The following is a 15019-nucleotide window of genomic DNA, read 5'->3' as shown; positions in this document are numbered from 1 at the left end:
CGCTGAAAGCATCTAAGCGGGAAGCCTGCTTCGAGATGAGCACTCCCACCTCCTTGAGAGGGTAAGGCTCCCAGTAGACGACTGGGTTGATAGGCCGGATATGGAAGCCCTGTGAGGGGTGGAGTTGACCGGTACTAATAGGCCGAGGGCTTGTCCTCAGTTGCTCGCGTCCACTGTGTTGTTCTGAAACAACGACCCCAACCGATTGTGGTTGGTGCGGTTGACAGTTTCATAGTGTTTCGGTGGTCATAGCGTGAGGGAAACGCCCGGTTACATTCCGAACCCGGAAGCTAAGCCTCACAGCGCCGATGGTACTGCAGGGGGGACCCTGTGGGAGAGTAGGACGCCGCCGAACAATTCTTCAGAAGAGCCCTCATCCGGGAAACCGGATGGGGGCTTTTCGCATTTCCGGACCATCCGAATGATCGGGTGTTGCTCCTGCCACCGCCAGGTGGTCCTAGGTCCACCCCGGAATTGGGGTGCCATGGCCAGTGTCCGGAGCGGGTCGTTCGTGAACACTGATGAAGGACGATCGGTACCGGCATCGGGAGCTTGCGTGACCACAGAGACTCGTACGAGCGGCACGTCCGTGCGTGCGCAGACCCAGGCGGCCTTCCAGGCCGGCGGCCAGGGGCTGGCCAGGCTGGCTCAGGTGGTGCTGGCTGCCGTGCCGGGTTTCGTGTTGCCGGTCGGTGCGGCCGTCTTCGCGGGGGTGGTGACGGCCAGGCTGCTGCGGTACTACTACCCGGCGGCCCTGCTGGCCCTCGTGGCTGCGGTGGCCGTGGGATCCGTGGTGGCCGCCGCCTGCGTCCGTCGTACGGCGGACCGTACGCGTCGGCTCCTGCAGCAGTGGTACGGCATCCGTCTGCCGGCGGTCTACGACCCGCTGCCGAGTCTGGAGTTGGACGACCGCGGGCACTGGTGGACGGGCTACTCGTACCACCGCTCGCAGACGGTCGCGAAGTACGCGCAACTGGTCCACTGGGGTCTGCGGGACCGCACCACCCGTGCCGAGATCCTCTGGCTGCTCGTGAACCCCCTTCTCGTCGCGGCCCTGGGCGGTGCGGTGGGCCTGCTGCTGGTGCTGGGCGCGGCGTTCGCCCTGTCCGGCCCGGTGCCGGTGGACGGGTTCGGGCCGATGAGTCCGCGGATGACGTCCATCGCGCTGAGCCTGGTGTTCGGGGTGGGCATGGTCCTCGTCGGGATACTCCTGGCCCCGCACTTGGTGCGCGGGTACGCGGAGGCCGCCCGCAGGGTGCTGGACCAGGACGGCAAGGCGACGCATGCCCAGCTGACCAAGCGGGTGGCCGAGTTGACCGAGACCCGGGCGGACGCGGTGGGCAACCAGGCGGCCGAACTGCGGCGGATCGAGCGCGATCTGCACGACGGCGCTCAGGCCCGGCTGGTCGCGATCGGGATGACGCTGGGCACCATCGAGCACCTGATGGACACCGACCAGGCGGCCGCGCGGGAGCTCCTCTCGGAGGCGCGGCAGTCCTCGGCCCGGGCCCTCCAGGAGCTGCGGGACCTGGTCCGTGGCATTCACCCGCCGGTGCTCGCCGAGCGCGGACTGGGTGACGCCGTCCGGGCGTTGGCGCTGGACGGCGCACTGCCGACCGAGGTGTTCGTGAGCCTGCCGGACCGGCTGCCGGCCCCGGTGGAGGCGGCAGCCTACTTCAGCATCAGCGAGCTGCTGGCCAACGCGGCCAAGCACTCGGGGGCGGACCAGGTGTGGGTGGACATCCTGTACCGGGCCGGCGTCCTGAGGGTCACGGTGACGGACGACGGCGTGGGTGTGGCGGATCCGTCGCGGGGGACGGGCCTGCGCGGGATCGAGCGCCGATTGGGTACCTTCGACGGTGTCCTCGCCATCGACAGCACGTCGGGCGGTCCCACCACCATCACCTTGGAGTTGCCGTGCGAGTTGTCCTCGCCGAGGACCTCTACCTCCTTCGCGAAGGCCTGATCCGTCTGCTGGAGGCGCACGGTTTCACCATCGCCGCAGCAGTGGAGACCGGCCCCGAGTTGCTGGAGGCGCTGCTGACCCACCGGCCGGACGTCGCCGTGGTCGACGTCCGGCTGCCCCCGACGCTCACCGACGAGGGGCTGCAGGCGGCGCTCAGGGCGCGCCGGGAGATCCGGGGCCTGCCGGTGCTGGTGCTGTCCCAGCACGTCCAGCAGCTGTACGCGCGGGAGTTGCTGGCCGACGGCACCGGCGGGATCGGCTATCTGCTGAAGGACCGGGTGTTCAACGCCGGGCAGTTCATCGATGCGGTCCGTCGGGTGGCGGCGGGCGGGACGGCGATGGACCCGGACGTGATCGCCAAGCTGATGCAGACCACCTCGCGCCGGCCCGGCCCGCTGCTCGGGCTCTCCCCGCGCGAGCGTGAGGTGCTGGAGCTGATGGCCGAGGGGTGTTCCAACTCGGCGATCGCCGCCCGCCTCTCGGTGAGCGACGGGGCGGTGGCCAAGCACATCGCCAACATCTTCAGCAAGCTCGAACTCGCCCCCGACGAGGACGCCAACCGCCGGGTGCTGGCCGTGCTGGCCTACCTCAACGGCACGGCGGAGCGGAGCCACTGACGGAGCGGAGCCACTGACGGCCCGACCGGCCCCGGAATACGGGGTGCCCCGCACTGTGACACTCCAGGCTGCGGAAACGCTGAAACACCTGTACGAGTAAACTCCGGTGGGCCGAGTCCGGAGGTTGCTCAACCGTCCGGCGGCCCGACTGACGGGGACCGGCAGCCGAGGCGCGCACGGCAGCAGCCGACATCCAGGGGTTGATAGACGTAATGGCACGCCCAACGCTCACCAAGGCCCACCGCGGCCTGCTCGGCCTGGTCGCGGCCGGTGCCTGCATCATCTCGGGCATCGGGTTCGCGGGTTCGTACAACGCGGTGCGCGAGCTGGCCCTGGAGAAAGGTTTCGGGGCCTTCTCCTACGCCTTCCCGATCGGCGTCGACGCGGGCATCGTCGTACTCCTCGCCCTCGACCTGGTGCTGACCTGGCTGCGGATCCCCTTCCCGATGCTGCGTCAGACCGCCTGGCTGCTGACCGTCGCCACCATCGCCTTCAACGCGGCCGCCTCCTGGGGCGACCCGCTCGGGATGGGGATGCACGCCGTCATCCCGGTGCTCTTCGTCGTGGTGGTCGAGGCCTCCCGGCACGCGGTCGGCCGGATCGCCGCGATCACCGCGGACCGCCACATGGAGTCGGTCCGGGTGATGCGCTGGCTGCTCTCCCCGGTGCCGACCTTCCGGCTCTGGCGGCGGATGAAGCTCTGGGAGCTCCGCTCCTACGACGAGGTCGTCCGGCTGGAGCAGAACCGCCTGGTCTACCGGGCGCAGCTGCGCTTCCGGTACGGCCGCGGCTGGCGCCGCTCGGCGCCGATCCAGGCGCTGCTGCCGCTCAAGCTCGCCAAGTACGGTGTGCCGCTGGACCCGGCGCTGCTCGACCGGCTGGACGAGGAGGCCCGCGAGCGCGAGGCCCAGGAGGCCTTGGCGGAGCAGAAGGCCAAGGAGCTGGAACTCCAGGAACTGAAACTCCAGGAGGGGCACGCCACCGTGGCCATCGCCCCGGCCCCGCCCGCCGAGGTCCAGCCGCAGCAGCAGGTCCAGCAGCCCCGGCTCCGGCCCCGGGCCCAGGCCCCCGCGCAGCCCGAGCCCCAGGCCCAGCCCCAGGAGCAGGCCGAAACCCAGCCCCCCGCGACCACCGCACCGATGTCGGCCGAGGTCGCCGCGCCGATGCTGGCCAAGCTGGCCGCCGTCCGACTGCGGGCGGCGCAGGAGCCGGAGGAGGCGACGGACGCCGTTCCGCAGCCGCGCGAGGAGGAGCTGAACGTCTGGACCGAGCGTCCGGTCCGCACCACCGGTCACCCGGCCGACGCCGCCCCGGGCGGCCGGGTCCCGGGCCAGGCCTCGCCGTGGTTCAAGCCCCCGCGTACGGTCGCCGAGGAGCCCGCCCCGGCGCCCCGGCCGCAGGCCCAGCACCCGCAGCAGGCCCAGCAGTCCCAGGCCCAGTCCCAGCCGATCGTCGAGCCGCAGCACCCCCAGGCCGAGCGCTCGACCCGGCCCGAGGAGCCCGCTCCGGTAGAGGAGCCCGCCCAAGCGGAGGGATCCGAACCCCGCCCGGTCCAGACGCGCCTCGACCTCGACCTGGTCTACGACGCCCTGCTCTCCTACATGGACTCCCACGACGGCCGCCAGCCCGATCCCCAGCGCCTCGCCGCGTGGCTGACCACGGAGTACGGCATGACCGGGAACGGCTCGAACGGCTCCGTCCACCCCAAGGACGTCGCCGACCTCTACCCGCTGCTGCACGAGCGCTACGCCGACGCCGGGAGGGACTGAGACCCGGAGCGGCCGAGACCGGGACGGGACTGGCGCCTGGAGGGGCCGCGCCCGCTCCAACACCCCTGCGCCCACCGCCCGGTCGGCCATTGACGCCCGACCCCACCGGAGCTACCTTCGCCTCAACAAATTGTTGAAGCACTGGTTCGGCGTGGAGGAGTGCGGATGTCGCAGGTCGAGATCGACGGAACCGGGCCGACGGGCGAGGCATCCTTCTCCGCCGCCGCCCGCGCTGCCGTGGAGGCGCTGCTCGCCCCGGTGGACGCCGATCTGGCGCACCGTTACCCGGGCGACTCCGGCACCAGGCAGCCGGTGCACACCGTCTACGTCCCGGCCGACGCCTTCCGCGCCGACACCGTACGGGAGTGGGGCCGCCAGGCCCTGGAGGCCTTCGACACCCACGCCGGCACCCCCGCCGAACTGGCCCGCGCCCTCGGCGTCGCGGACGACGCGCTGCTCGCCGACGTGCACGCCCGGGTCCGCGCCAAGCTGCGGCGCGAGCCCGTCGAGGACCTGCGGATCGACTTCGAGGACGGCTACGGCCCCCGCCCGGACACCGAGGAGGACGCGGACGCCGTGCGCGCCGCCGAACTGGTCGCCGCCGCGGTGGCCGAGGGCGGCGCGCCGCCGTACGTCGGCATTCGGATCAAGTGCATGGAGGCGCCCGTCCGCGCCCGCGGCATCCGCACCCTGGAGCTGTTCCTGGCCACCCTGCTGGCGAACGGCGGCCTGCCGGCGGGCCTGGTCCTCACCCTGCCCAAGGTGACCTATGCCGAGCAGGTCACCGCGCTGGTCCGGCTGCTGGAGGACTTCGAACGCCGTGCCGGGCTGCCGGCCGGCCGGATCGGCTTCGAGATCCAGATCGAGACCACCCAGGCCATCCTCGGCCCGGACGGCCGGGCCACCGTCGCCCGGATGATCGAGGCCGCCGAGGGCCGTGCCACCGGTCTCCACTACGGCACCTTCGACTACAGCGCCTCCTGCGGCGTCAGCGCGGCCCACCAGAGCATGGACCACCCGGCCGCCGACCACGCGAAGGCGGTCATGCAGGTGGCCGCGGCCGGAACCGGGGTCCGGCTCTCCGACGGCTCGACCAACGTGATCCCGACCGGCTCCACCGAGCAGGTGCACGCCGCTTGGAAGCTCCACCACGACCTGGTCCGCCGTTCGCTGGCCCGCGCCTACTACCAGGGCTGGGACATGCACCCGGCGCACCTGCCGACCCGTTACGCGGCGGTGTACTCCTTCTACCGCGAGGGCCTGGCGGCCGCGGCCGCCCGACTGGCCGCGTACGTCGCCAAGGCCGGCGGGGACGTCATGGACGAGCCGGCCACCGCCCGGGCGCTCAGCGGCTACCTGCTGCGCGGCCTGGACTGCGGCGCCGTCGACCCGGCCGAGGTCACCGCGCTGACCGGCCTGGACCGCGCCCGGCTGGACGCCCTGGCCGGCCGCTGACCCGCCGGCCGCTGACTCTCCAGCCGCCGACCACCGGCCCGCCGACCGTCCGTCCGCGGGCCAACTAGGCTGGCGGTGCCGCCCCGGACCTCCGGGGTGCGCACCGCCAGCCGTCGCCGTTCCCGGGAGAACCACCGCGCCATGTCCGCCACGCCGGAGCCGACCACCAGGCCGTACCTCACCATCCGGCGGGCCGGCAGCCACGAGACCGAGATCAAGAAGTCCCGCTTCATCTGCCACCTCGCCCGGGTCGCCGACGAGGACGAGGCGCAGGCCTTCATCGCCGGCATCCGCAAGCAGTACTGGGACGCCCGGCACAACTGCACCGCCTTCGTGGTCGGCGAGGAGCAGCGCCGAGAGCGCTCCAGCGACGACGGCGAGCCCGGCGGCACCGCCGGGGTGCCGATGCTGGAGGTGCTGCGTCGACGCGGCCTGACCGACACGGTCGCCGTGGTGACCAGGTACTTCGGCGGGATCAAGCTCGGTGCGGGCGGCCTGGTGCGGGCGTACGGGAACGCGGTGTCGGAGGCGATCGACGAGGTCGGGCTGCTGGAGCGGCGGCCGGTCGCGCTGCTCGCGGTGACGGCGGACCACGTGCGCGCCGGGCGGGTGGAGAACGACCTGCGGGCGGCCGGGTACGTGGTGAGCGACCTCGCCTACGAGGCGGCCGGGGTGCGGATCGAGGTGGGCGTGCCGGAGCCGGAGGTGGCCGGCTTCCACACCTGGCTGGCCGAGGCGACCGGCGGTACCGCGGTGGCCGTCCCGGCCGGCCGGACCTTCGTCGAGGTGCCGGTCTGACGGACCGGCCGGTCGCGCCGGGCAGGGGCGTCGAACCGGACGGCCTCGTCGGGCGGGGGCGGCGGAGCCGACGGCCGGTGGGGCCGTTTTCCGGCCAGACATTCGGCCAGTTCGCGGCCGGTCCGTGTCGGTGCGAGGAGGGGCCCGCCTAGCCTGATCCGGCCGCCGACCAGGAAGCCGCGCCGAGATGTCCCTCGTCCGGACCATCACCCTGCCTCCGGGTGCCAGCACCGGCTGGCACTACCACCCGGGCCGGGTCGAGGTGGTGGTGCTCTCCGGCACGCTGACCCGGACGCTGTGCGACGGCCGGGTCGAGGTCAGCCGGGCCGGCGACTCGCTGGTCGAGGAGGCCGGGCCGGTCCACGTCCACGTGGGCCGCAACCTCGGGACCGAGCCCGTGGTGCTGATCGCGAACTACGCCGCCCCGGAGGGCCATCCGCTGGCCGTGCCGGTCGCGGAGCCCGTGTGGAGCCGCAGCCGCGCCGGCACCGCCGAGGCCTGAGCGGGTCCGTGCGGCCCCCGCGCCGGTTCGTACGCCCCGGTGCGCCGGCCCGAACACCCCTGCCGGGTCCGCTCCTTGTAGCCGAGGGCCCGCGCCACGCGGAAGACGGCTTGAGCAGATTCACTCGAACGTAGTGTCGTGGCCCCGAGTTGGAACTTCCGCTCCGGGCCGTGGCGTTTCCTGGGCAAGGATCCGGCCGAACCGGACGAAAACCGTCGATGGAGGACACGAGACCTCACCCCGCACCACGGAGGTACGCGCATGACCTCAGACCGTTCGTTCTCGCCCGCCGGTGCCGACCTGATCGGCCCCCACGGCCCCGCGACGCCCTACCGGATGACCGTCGCCACCGCCCTTCCGCACGCCGAGGCCGTCGCCCTGGCCGACGAGCAACTCGCCTCCTGGCTCAAGCACGAGGGCTGCGAGGAGCCCCCACCGGCCGTCCGGGGCCCCACCGGGTCGGCCCCCGACGCAAGGCCCCCCGACGCCGAGCGCCTCCGTCTCGGCGAGCGCGTCCTGCTGGACCGCGACCGCGGCCCGCTGCGCATCGCCCATGGCGTCGGCCGCTACGACCGCCGACGGCTTCGCCGCCCGGCCCCGCACGGCACCCACCAGCTCACCCTCACCGTGGCCACCGGGGCCGAGGGCCCCACCTGGTTCCGGCTGGAGGCCGAGTCGCACAGCACCGGCAGCGGCGTGCGCACCCCCTGCCGGGTGCCCGTGCCCGAACTCGCCCGCACGCTCCTCCCGCTGCTCGACGCCACCGACGGCCCGGCCGCCGTCCACCCCGCTCCCCGGGTGATCACGGCCGGCGAGGTCGACGCGCTGATCGACGAACTGTGCGACCCGGAGCGCCGGCTGCCCACCGTGGTCGCCAGCGTGCCGGTGAACCTCCCGCTCGACCGCTGGGTCGAGGACGTCGTCCGCCCGCTCTGCCAGCAACTGCCCGGCCTCGCCTCCGCCTACGTGCTGGACCCGGGCGCCCGCACCGGGTTCAACGTCGCGCTGGAGTACCACACCGTCTACGGCGGCGCGGTGCGCACCTACCTGCCCGAGGTCGACCCGGCCTCCCGGCAGGACGCCACCCGACATCCGGTGCTCGCCCGGGGCCGAATAGAACAGGACCTCCGCCGCGCGGCAGGGCTGCTCGCCCGCGAACCGCGCCGACTCGCGGCCGACCAGCCGCTGCCGCCGCCGCTGGCGGCCGTCCCGGTGCTGCGGGTCCCGTCACCGCTGCGCCCGGTCGCGGAGCGGACCGAGGGCCCGGCCGTCGGCGAGACCGCCGAACCGACCGCGCCCGCCCGCGAGGAGCGGCAGGACCGCGTCGAGCAGCGGGCCGGGGCCGACGAACCGGAGCGGGTCCGGCACGTCCCGCACCCGGAGCGTCACGACCGAGGCCAGGCCCGGGAGGGCCACGAGGGTCGCCTCCGCGCCGCCACCCGTGCGCTGACCGGCCGCCACTGCGCCCTTCCGGGCGCCCCGGTCGGCGCGACCCCCGTCGCCGGCCCGGCCGCCACCGGGCGGTCCGTCCCGGCCCAGCTCCCAGCCCAGCCCCCCGGCCGCCCCGGCAAGCCCGAGACCTTCACCGAACTCCTGGCCAGGATCGACGAGTTCCCCCTGCTCACCTTCACCGGCGACGAGAAGGCCGCGCTCGCCCTGGACGGGCTCCAGTGCGCCGGAGCCGGCTGGGCCCGGCTCGCCTGGGACGGCCTGACGGCCCTGCAGGAGTACGCCGAGGCGGCCGTACGCGGCACGGCCCGAGGGGACTTCAAGCAGTGGTGCGAGCGCACCCCGGAGGGCTGCCACCGCTTCCCGCCCCGCAAGGCGGTGCGCGGGGAGTCCCGGACGGTGTTCAGCCACACCAAGTGGAAACGTGAACGGATGCTGCCGGTGCCGGAATGCGTGGACGCCTCCCGGCGGGCGTTCATGGGCGCGCACCTGCGGATCGGCGGCGGCCGCACCGCGCCCCGGCTGCACTACCTGGACGACTGTTCGGGGAGCGGCCGGATCTACGTCGGCTACATCGGTCTGCACCTGACCAACACCCGTACCAACTGACCGGCTTGGCTGACCGCCGCGCCCGTTCGGTGGACAATGTCCGGCAGGGGTGGGGCCGCAGGGTGGCCGGCCGCCCGGGGCAGGTGCCGGACGAGCATGGGGGAACGACGACCGATGCAGTACTCAGCAGACGGCCAGTCCGACGGCGCCGCCACCGTCCAGTTCCCCCAACCGGGCTTCCTCGCCTCGGTCTTCCGCGACCTCGGCGCGGACCAGGGCCCGGATCCGGACGGTGGCGCCACGGCCCGGACCGAGTCCGACCGCCAGGGCGAGGGGCCGGCCGGCGGCCCGGGCGCTGACGGCCCGGCAGCCCCGGCCCCCGGGGCAACGGCGGGTGGTCCGGGCGGCCCGGCGGCCCCGGGCACGCCCGGCCGACCCGACTCCGCCGACTCCGGGGACGCCGTCGCGGAGCACGCCCGGGCCGCCGCCCTGACCCACCACCGCACGGTCACCGTCCAGGCCGAGCACGACCGGCTGGCCGACCTGCTGCGGCGGGCCGCGCTGCCCGTCTCGGCCATGGACTTCGAGAGCCAGCTGCGCCACTACGCGCCCCGCCCCTACCCGGCCGACGGCCCGGACGCGGCCGAGGAATCCGAGCCCCGCTGGGAGGACTTCGCCCCCGACGAGCCGGCCGCCGCCGACCCGGAGAGCGGCCCCTCCCGGCGCCTGCTCGACTCCGGCTACCAGCGCGAACTGGCCCAGGCCCGGCTCGCCCACCAGCGGGCCCTGCGCGAGTGGCGCACCCGCCGGGCCGAGGCCGGCAGCCCGGCCGCCGACGAGTCCCGGCGCGCCCACGAGGCGGTCGAGGAGGCTCGGGCCCGTGCGGTGCGCGAGTACAACGAGAGCCTGGAGGAGTGCCGTCGGGCCTACCGGCTGGCCGAGCCGGCCGCCGTGGAGTCGCTGCTGGAGCGGGCGCTGGCCGCCGCCGAGACCGCCACCCAGGACCTGCCCGCCCCCTGCCGGGCGGTCTTCCGCCCGCTCACCCGTACCGCCGTCCTGGACCTCGACCTGCCCCCGCTCGACCTGGTCCCCTCGCTCACCGGCTACCGGCTCGCCCCCGACGGCGACATCGTCCCGGTGCCCCGCCCGCCTGCGGACCGGGCCACCGACTACCTGCGGCTGGTCGCTCGGCTCGCGCTGCGCGCCCTGCAGGCCGCCGACGCCGTGGACACCGACGAGATACTCGCCGGGGTCGTCCTCAACGGCTGGCTGCGCGAGCCCGGCACCGCCGAGCCGCTCTGCCTGCTCAGCGTGGACGCCGACCGCGACGCCCTGGCCCGCACCCGGCTGCTGCCGCCGGAGACCCCGTACGAGGAGCGCGACGACGAGGGCGTCTACGCCGACGCCGAACAGGACGAGGCGCTGGTCCGGCTGCGCCAGCTCGGCGCCGCCGTCACCCCGGACCCGTACGCCCGGGCGTCCGTCGAACCGGCCGCCCAGGCCGGCGCCGCCGTCCCGGCCGCGCCCGACCTGTCCGCCAACGAGTTCGCCCAGCTGGTCCGCGACCTGCTCACCCGGGGCGGGCTCGCCGAGTGGAGCGTACGGCTGCGCGGCCCGGCTGGACTGGTCGCCACCGGCGAGGGTGCCCCCGGCAGCGCGCTGCCCGGGCGCTGGGTGGTGTGGGCCTCCCGGGGCACCGAGCCGGTCACCGTGGAACAGATCGAGACGCTGGCCGAGGCCGTCAGCGAGGAGTCCGCCGAACGCGGCCTGCGGCTGACCACCGGCCGCTTCAGCGACGAGGCCCTGGACCTCACTGCCGAGGAGAGCCACCGGCACATCCACCTGGTCGACGGCGACGGAGTGCGCGAACTCGCCCGCACCCACCTGGGCCTGCCGCTCGCCGCCGGGCTCTGACCGCCCCGCCCGGGAGCTCACCCCGACGGCCCACCCGGCGGGCGCCCCCTCGGACCCGAACCGAGGCTGGGGGTGCCAGGCCTCCCGGCCGGACCCGCCCCCGGACCCCCAGGCCAGGCCCCCTGCCGGACCCGCGGCCCGGCCCCGCCAGGAACCGGTACCCCGGGCGATCACCGCCGAGCGGCCGTCCGGTACGGTCGGCGGTCGGCCCGGTCACGGGCGGATCCCAGGGGGAGAGGAATGGGCACAGCGCTCGGCAGGGCACACGACGGCACCGGCCATCCGGCGGGCCCGGCGACGGAGGCGGCCCGATGACCGCCGTCCTGGTCGCCGCCGGGGCGTTCCTGATGACGTTGATCGGCGGCTTCGTCGCCCAGCGCACCGGCGACCGCCGCCACCTGGTACTCGGTTTCGCCGCCGGCCTGATGCTCGGCGTGGTCGCCTTCGACCTGCTGCCCGAGGCCATCAACCAGGCGCCGGGCGAGGTGCACGGAGTGCCGCAGGCGCTGCTGATGTTCGCGGCCGGCTTCCTCACCATCCACGTGGTCGAGCGCGCGGTCGCCATCCACCGCGGCCACGAGGGCGAGTACGCCGCGCACACCCACGGGCACCACCACGGCCACACCCACCAGCGCGGGCACCAGGGCATCGGGCTGACCGCCGCCCTGGCGCTGGTCGGCCACAGCGTGATGGACGGCTTCGCGATCGGTGCCGCCTTCCAGGCCGGCACGACGGTCGGCACGGTGGTGGCCATCGCGGTGGTCGCGCACGACTTCGCCGACGGCTTCAACACGTACACGATCACCCGGCTGTACGGGAACAACCGGCGCCGGGCGCTGGCCCTGCTCGCGGCGGACGCGCTGGCCCCGGTCTCCGGTGCCGCGATCACCCTGGCCTTCACCATCCCGGAGCACCTGCTCGGCCTCTACCTCGGCTTCTTCTCCGGCTTCCTGCTCTACCTGGCGACCTCCGACATCCTCCCCGAGGCGCACAGCCCCCACCCCTCGCGCAGCACCCTGCTGTGCACCGTCGCCGGGGTCGGCTTCATGTGGCTGGTCATCGGCCTGGCGAACTAGGCCAGGGCGTCCCAGCGCTCCCGCATCGACGCCAGCGCCTCGGTGATCGCCGGCCGCCGGGAGGCCTGGGTGCGCCACAGTGCGAACACCCGCCGGCTCGGCTGCGAGGCCACCGGGCGGGCCACCACCCCGGGCGGCAGCGGGCCCCGGCCCAGCCGGGGCACCAGGCCCATCCCCAGGCCGGCCGCGACCAGCGCGATCTGGGTCTCGAACTCGCCGGCCTGGTAGCGCACGTCCGGCTCCTCGCCGGCCTCGCGCATGGTGCGCAGCAGCCAGTCGTGGCAGATGTTGCCCGGCGGCACGCTGATCCAGCGCTGTCCGACCAGCCGCTCCACCGGCACCGCCGTCAGCGCCGCCAGCGCGTCCCCGGCGGGCAGCAGCAGGTCCACCGGGTCCGTGCCGAGGTCCAGCCGGGTGAGCCCGTCCTGCACCGGCAGCGGCACCGTCGGCCAGTCCTGCACCAGCGCCAGGTCCACCTCGCCCCGGGCCACCAGCTCCGCCGCCGGGTACGGGTCGCTCTCCAGCATGCGGACGTCCAGCTCCGGGCAGCGCCGTTGCAGGTCGGCCAGCACCCCGGGCATCAGCCCGCGCGCACCGCTCGGGAAGGCGGCCACCAGCAGCCGCCCCACCGCCTGGCCGCGCTGTTCCTCCAGCCGCACCTCGGCCTGCTCCACCAGCCCCAGCACGGTCCGCGCGGTGGTGGCCAGCTCGCGCGCCGCGTCGGTCAGCACCACGCCCCGGCCCTGACGCTCCAGCAGCACCGTCCGGGTCTCGCGCTCCAGCTTGGCGATCTGCTGCGAGACCGCCGAGGGCGTGAACCCGAGCGCGGCCGCCGCCCCGCCGACCGAGCCGTGCACCGCCACCGCGTGCAGCGCCCGAAGGCGTCCCAGATCCATCATGTAGCGATCCTAAAGTGTCCTCTTCAGTATTCATCGCTGGTGCTACACGTTCCTCCGCCGCCATGCTCGACCCATGACCGCACCACCCGCCGCCCCGAGCGGCATGCGTCCCCGTCACATCGCCCTGGCCGTCCTGGTGGCCGCCGTCTGGGGGCTCAACTTCGTCCTCATCCACGTCGGCCTGGACAGCTTCCCGCCGCTGCTCTTCTGTGCCCTGCGGTTCGCCGTGGTCGCGGTGCCGGCGGTGTTCCTCGTCGGCCCGCCCAAGGTGGCCTGGCGCTGGGTGCTGGCGGTCGGCCTGGTCCTCGGGGTGGTCAAGTTCGGGCTGCTCTTCCTCGGCATGCACGCCGGGATGCCGGCCGGCCTCTCCTCGCTGGTGCTCCAGGGGCAGGCCGGCTTCACCGCCCTGTTCGCCGCCGTCCTGCTGCGCGAACGCCCCGGCGGGCAGCGGCTGCTGGGCCTGGCGATCGCCTTCGCGGGCATCGGCCTGAGCGCGTTCGACCAGGGCCTCGGCGGCCCGCTCGGCGCCTTCGCCCTGGTGGTGCTGGCCGCCGTCGCCTGGGGCCTGGCCAACGTGCTGACCCGCCGGGCCGCCCCGCCGGACGCGCTGCGCTGGATGGTCTGGGTCAGCGCCGTCCCGCCGCTGCCGCTGCTGGGACTGTCCCTGCTGGTCGAGGGGCCGGACGCGGACCTGCGGGCGCTGCGCGGCATCACCCTCGCCGGGCTCGGCGTGATCGGCTACGTCGGGCTGGTCTCCACCCTGTTCGGCTTCGTCGCCTGGAGTTACCTGCTGCGCCGCTACGACGCCACCGCCGTCGCGCCCTACTCGCTGCTGGTGCCGGTGTTCGGGATGTCCTCGGCCTGGCTGCTGCTCGGTGAGCGGGTCAGCCCGGCGGCCGCCGCGGCCGCGCTGCTGGTGATCGCCGGGATCGGGATCACCGCGCTGCGCCCGGGGGCGGCTACCGCCGTGGCGGACCGGCTGCGAGGAAACGGGCCTCGGCGGCGCGCAGCACTCGCAGCAGCACCTCCTCGTCCCCGGGGCTGACCTCGCCGAAGTACTCCTGCGCCACCTCGTCCCGGACCTGCCCGATCCGCTCCAGGGCCGCGCGGCCGGCCTCCGTCAGCAGGATCCGTACGGCCCGCCGGTCGGCCGGGTCGGGGCTGCGCTCGACCAGGCCGGCCTCCTCCAGGGCGTCGACCACGGTGGTGGCCGAGCGCGGGGCGATGTGCAGCTTGTCGGCGAGGTCGCTCAGCCGCATCGCGTGGTCCGGCGTCTCGCAGCCGGGCGCGTGGGCGAGCGTGCGCAGCGCCCGGGCCTGGCCGGGGGTGATGCCGTAGGGCTCCAGCCGCCAGCCGGTCTGGCGGCGGATCCGCTTGATCGCCCTGGTCATCGCGTCCGCCAGTTCGGCGGCGGTGCCGGCGGTGCCAGCAGTGCCAGTGGTGTCGGGGGAGTCGGCGGTGCCGGGGGAGGGGTCCGCCGGATCGTCGGTCGGCGTGGTGGTCATCGGCGGTCTCCTCGGCTGGCGTCCGCCCAAGGGTAGCGGCCGGTCCGGGGCGTGCGGCCGGTGGTGGACGGGGATCGGGGAAATATGTTGAGCCTAGCTCAGTAACTGGGTTAGCGTAGCTCCGAGTGAGGGGACCCTAAGTTCCCTCCCCGAACCTGGAGGGCCCATGCCCCGCTCCGAGGCGCGCGTCGCCACCGACCGCCCCGCCCGCTACGCCAAGCAGCTCGCCGCCCACATGGGCCGCAAGATCGAGGCCACCTTCTCCGAGGAGACCGGCCGCGGCACCCTGGTCTTCGGCGCCGGCACCGCCACCCTGGAGGCCGAGCCGGACGCGCTGCTGCTCACCGTCGAGGGCGAGCGCGAGAACCTGCCCGGCCTGGAGGACGTGGTCGGCCGCCACCTCGTCCGCTTCGGCGCCCGCGACGAACTCGTCGTCGAGTGGCACCGCGACAACGGCGAGGCCGGACTGGTCCACCGCAACGAGGAGTCCGAGGCGTAGGACGTACGCGCCCGCCCGCGC

The 15019-nt window shown here is 74.4% G+C and carries 13 protein-coding genes, 1 rRNA gene and 1 other annotated feature (1 of these 15 running past the window's edge); of the genes, 12 read left to right on the top strand and 2 right to left on the bottom strand.

Annotated elements, in window-relative coordinates:
* Positions 1 to 146 (top strand) — a sequence feature (23S ribosomal RNA rRNA prediction is too short); it begins 104 nt to the left of the window's first position.
* A 92-nt stretch (positions 147 to 238) separates the two neighbouring features.
* The 10 genes from rrf to RZ50_RS02620 all read left to right on the top strand — a co-directional run bounded on the left by rrf (position 239) and on the right by RZ50_RS02620 (position 12095).
* Positions 239 to 355 (top strand): 5S ribosomal RNA (rrf, locus tag RZ50_RS02665).
* A 201-nt stretch (positions 356 to 556) separates the two neighbouring features.
* A complete protein-coding gene (locus RZ50_RS02660) occupies positions 557 to 1966 on the top strand; it encodes a histidine kinase (RefSeq protein WP_308271247.1) in 1410 nt (469 codons plus the stop codon).
* Positions 1918 to 2583: a response regulator transcription factor gene (locus RZ50_RS02655; protein WP_196949256.1), complete on the top strand. Its 666-nt coding sequence runs from the start codon at positions 1918 to 1920 to the stop codon at positions 2581 to 2583. The genes RZ50_RS02660 and RZ50_RS02655 overlap by 49 nt, the downstream gene beginning before the upstream one ends.
* Before the next feature lie 212 nt (positions 2584 to 2795).
* Entirely contained in the window at positions 2796 to 4352 is a 1557-nt protein-coding gene (locus tag RZ50_RS02650; RefSeq protein WP_196949255.1) for a DUF2637 domain-containing protein, read from the top strand.
* A 165-nt stretch (positions 4353 to 4517) separates the two neighbouring features.
* A complete protein-coding gene (locus RZ50_RS02645) occupies positions 4518 to 5807 on the top strand; it encodes an aldolase/citrate lyase family protein (RefSeq protein WP_196949254.1) in 1290 nt (429 codons plus the stop codon).
* A 141-nt stretch (positions 5808 to 5948) separates the two neighbouring features.
* Entirely contained in the window at positions 5949 to 6605 is a 657-nt protein-coding gene (locus RZ50_RS02640) for a YigZ family protein (protein WP_196949253.1), read from the top strand.
* A gap of 187 nt (positions 6606 to 6792) precedes the next feature.
* Positions 6793 to 7107 carry a cupin domain-containing protein gene (locus RZ50_RS02635; RefSeq protein WP_196949252.1) on the top strand — a complete coding sequence of 105 codons (315 nt, stop codon included), beginning with the start codon at positions 6793 to 6795 and terminating at the stop codon, positions 7105 to 7107.
* 261 nt (positions 7108 to 7368) lie between these two features.
* A complete protein-coding gene (locus tag RZ50_RS02630; RefSeq protein ID WP_196949251.1) occupies positions 7369 to 9165 on the top strand; it encodes a hypothetical protein in 1797 nt (598 codons plus the stop codon).
* A 114-nt stretch (positions 9166 to 9279) separates the two neighbouring features.
* Positions 9280 to 11019, top strand: coding sequence for a restriction endonuclease (locus RZ50_RS02625; RefSeq protein ID WP_217680206.1), 1740 nt, complete (start codon positions 9280 to 9282; stop codon positions 11017 to 11019).
* Positions 11020 to 11330: 311 nt separating this feature from the next.
* Complete coding sequence (locus RZ50_RS02620; RefSeq protein WP_196948805.1) at positions 11331 to 12095, top strand: ZIP family metal transporter; 765 nt, start codon at positions 11331 to 11333, stop codon at positions 12093 to 12095.
* Here RZ50_RS02620 and RZ50_RS02615 read toward each other — a convergent pair.
* The gene (locus RZ50_RS02615; RefSeq protein WP_196948804.1) at positions 12092 to 12994 is read right to left on the bottom strand and encodes a LysR family transcriptional regulator; all 903 of its coding nucleotides are present in this window, start codon (positions 12992 to 12994) and stop codon (positions 12092 to 12094) included. The two genes, RZ50_RS02620 and RZ50_RS02615, sit on opposite strands and share 4 nt — an antisense overlap.
* Before the next feature lie 103 nt (positions 12995 to 13097).
* Between RZ50_RS02615 and RZ50_RS02610 the strand changes: the two genes are divergently transcribed.
* A complete protein-coding gene (locus RZ50_RS02610) occupies positions 13098 to 14039 on the top strand; it encodes an EamA family transporter (RefSeq protein ID WP_196948807.1) in 942 nt (313 codons plus the stop codon).
* On the opposite strand, the gene RZ50_RS02605 is transcribed toward RZ50_RS02610, so the two are convergent.
* Complete coding sequence (locus RZ50_RS02605; RefSeq protein WP_196948803.1) at positions 13954 to 14499, bottom strand: MarR family winged helix-turn-helix transcriptional regulator; 546 nt, start codon at positions 14497 to 14499, stop codon at positions 13954 to 13956. The two genes, RZ50_RS02610 and RZ50_RS02605, sit on opposite strands and share 86 nt — an antisense overlap.
* A 166-nt stretch (positions 14500 to 14665) precedes the next feature.
* Between RZ50_RS02605 and RZ50_RS02600 the strand changes: the two genes are divergently transcribed.
* Positions 14666 to 14998: a DUF2218 domain-containing protein gene (locus tag RZ50_RS02600; protein ID WP_196948802.1), complete on the top strand. Its 333-nt coding sequence runs from the start codon at positions 14666 to 14668 to the stop codon at positions 14996 to 14998.
* The last annotated feature ends 21 nt before the right edge of the window (positions 14999 to 15019 follow it).

It is taken from the genome of Kitasatospora sp. SUK 42, assembly GCF_015776785.2.
GTDB lineage: Bacteria > Actinomycetota > Actinomycetes > Streptomycetales > Streptomycetaceae > Kitasatospora.
This window is presented reverse-complemented; position numbering and strand designations above follow the sequence as displayed.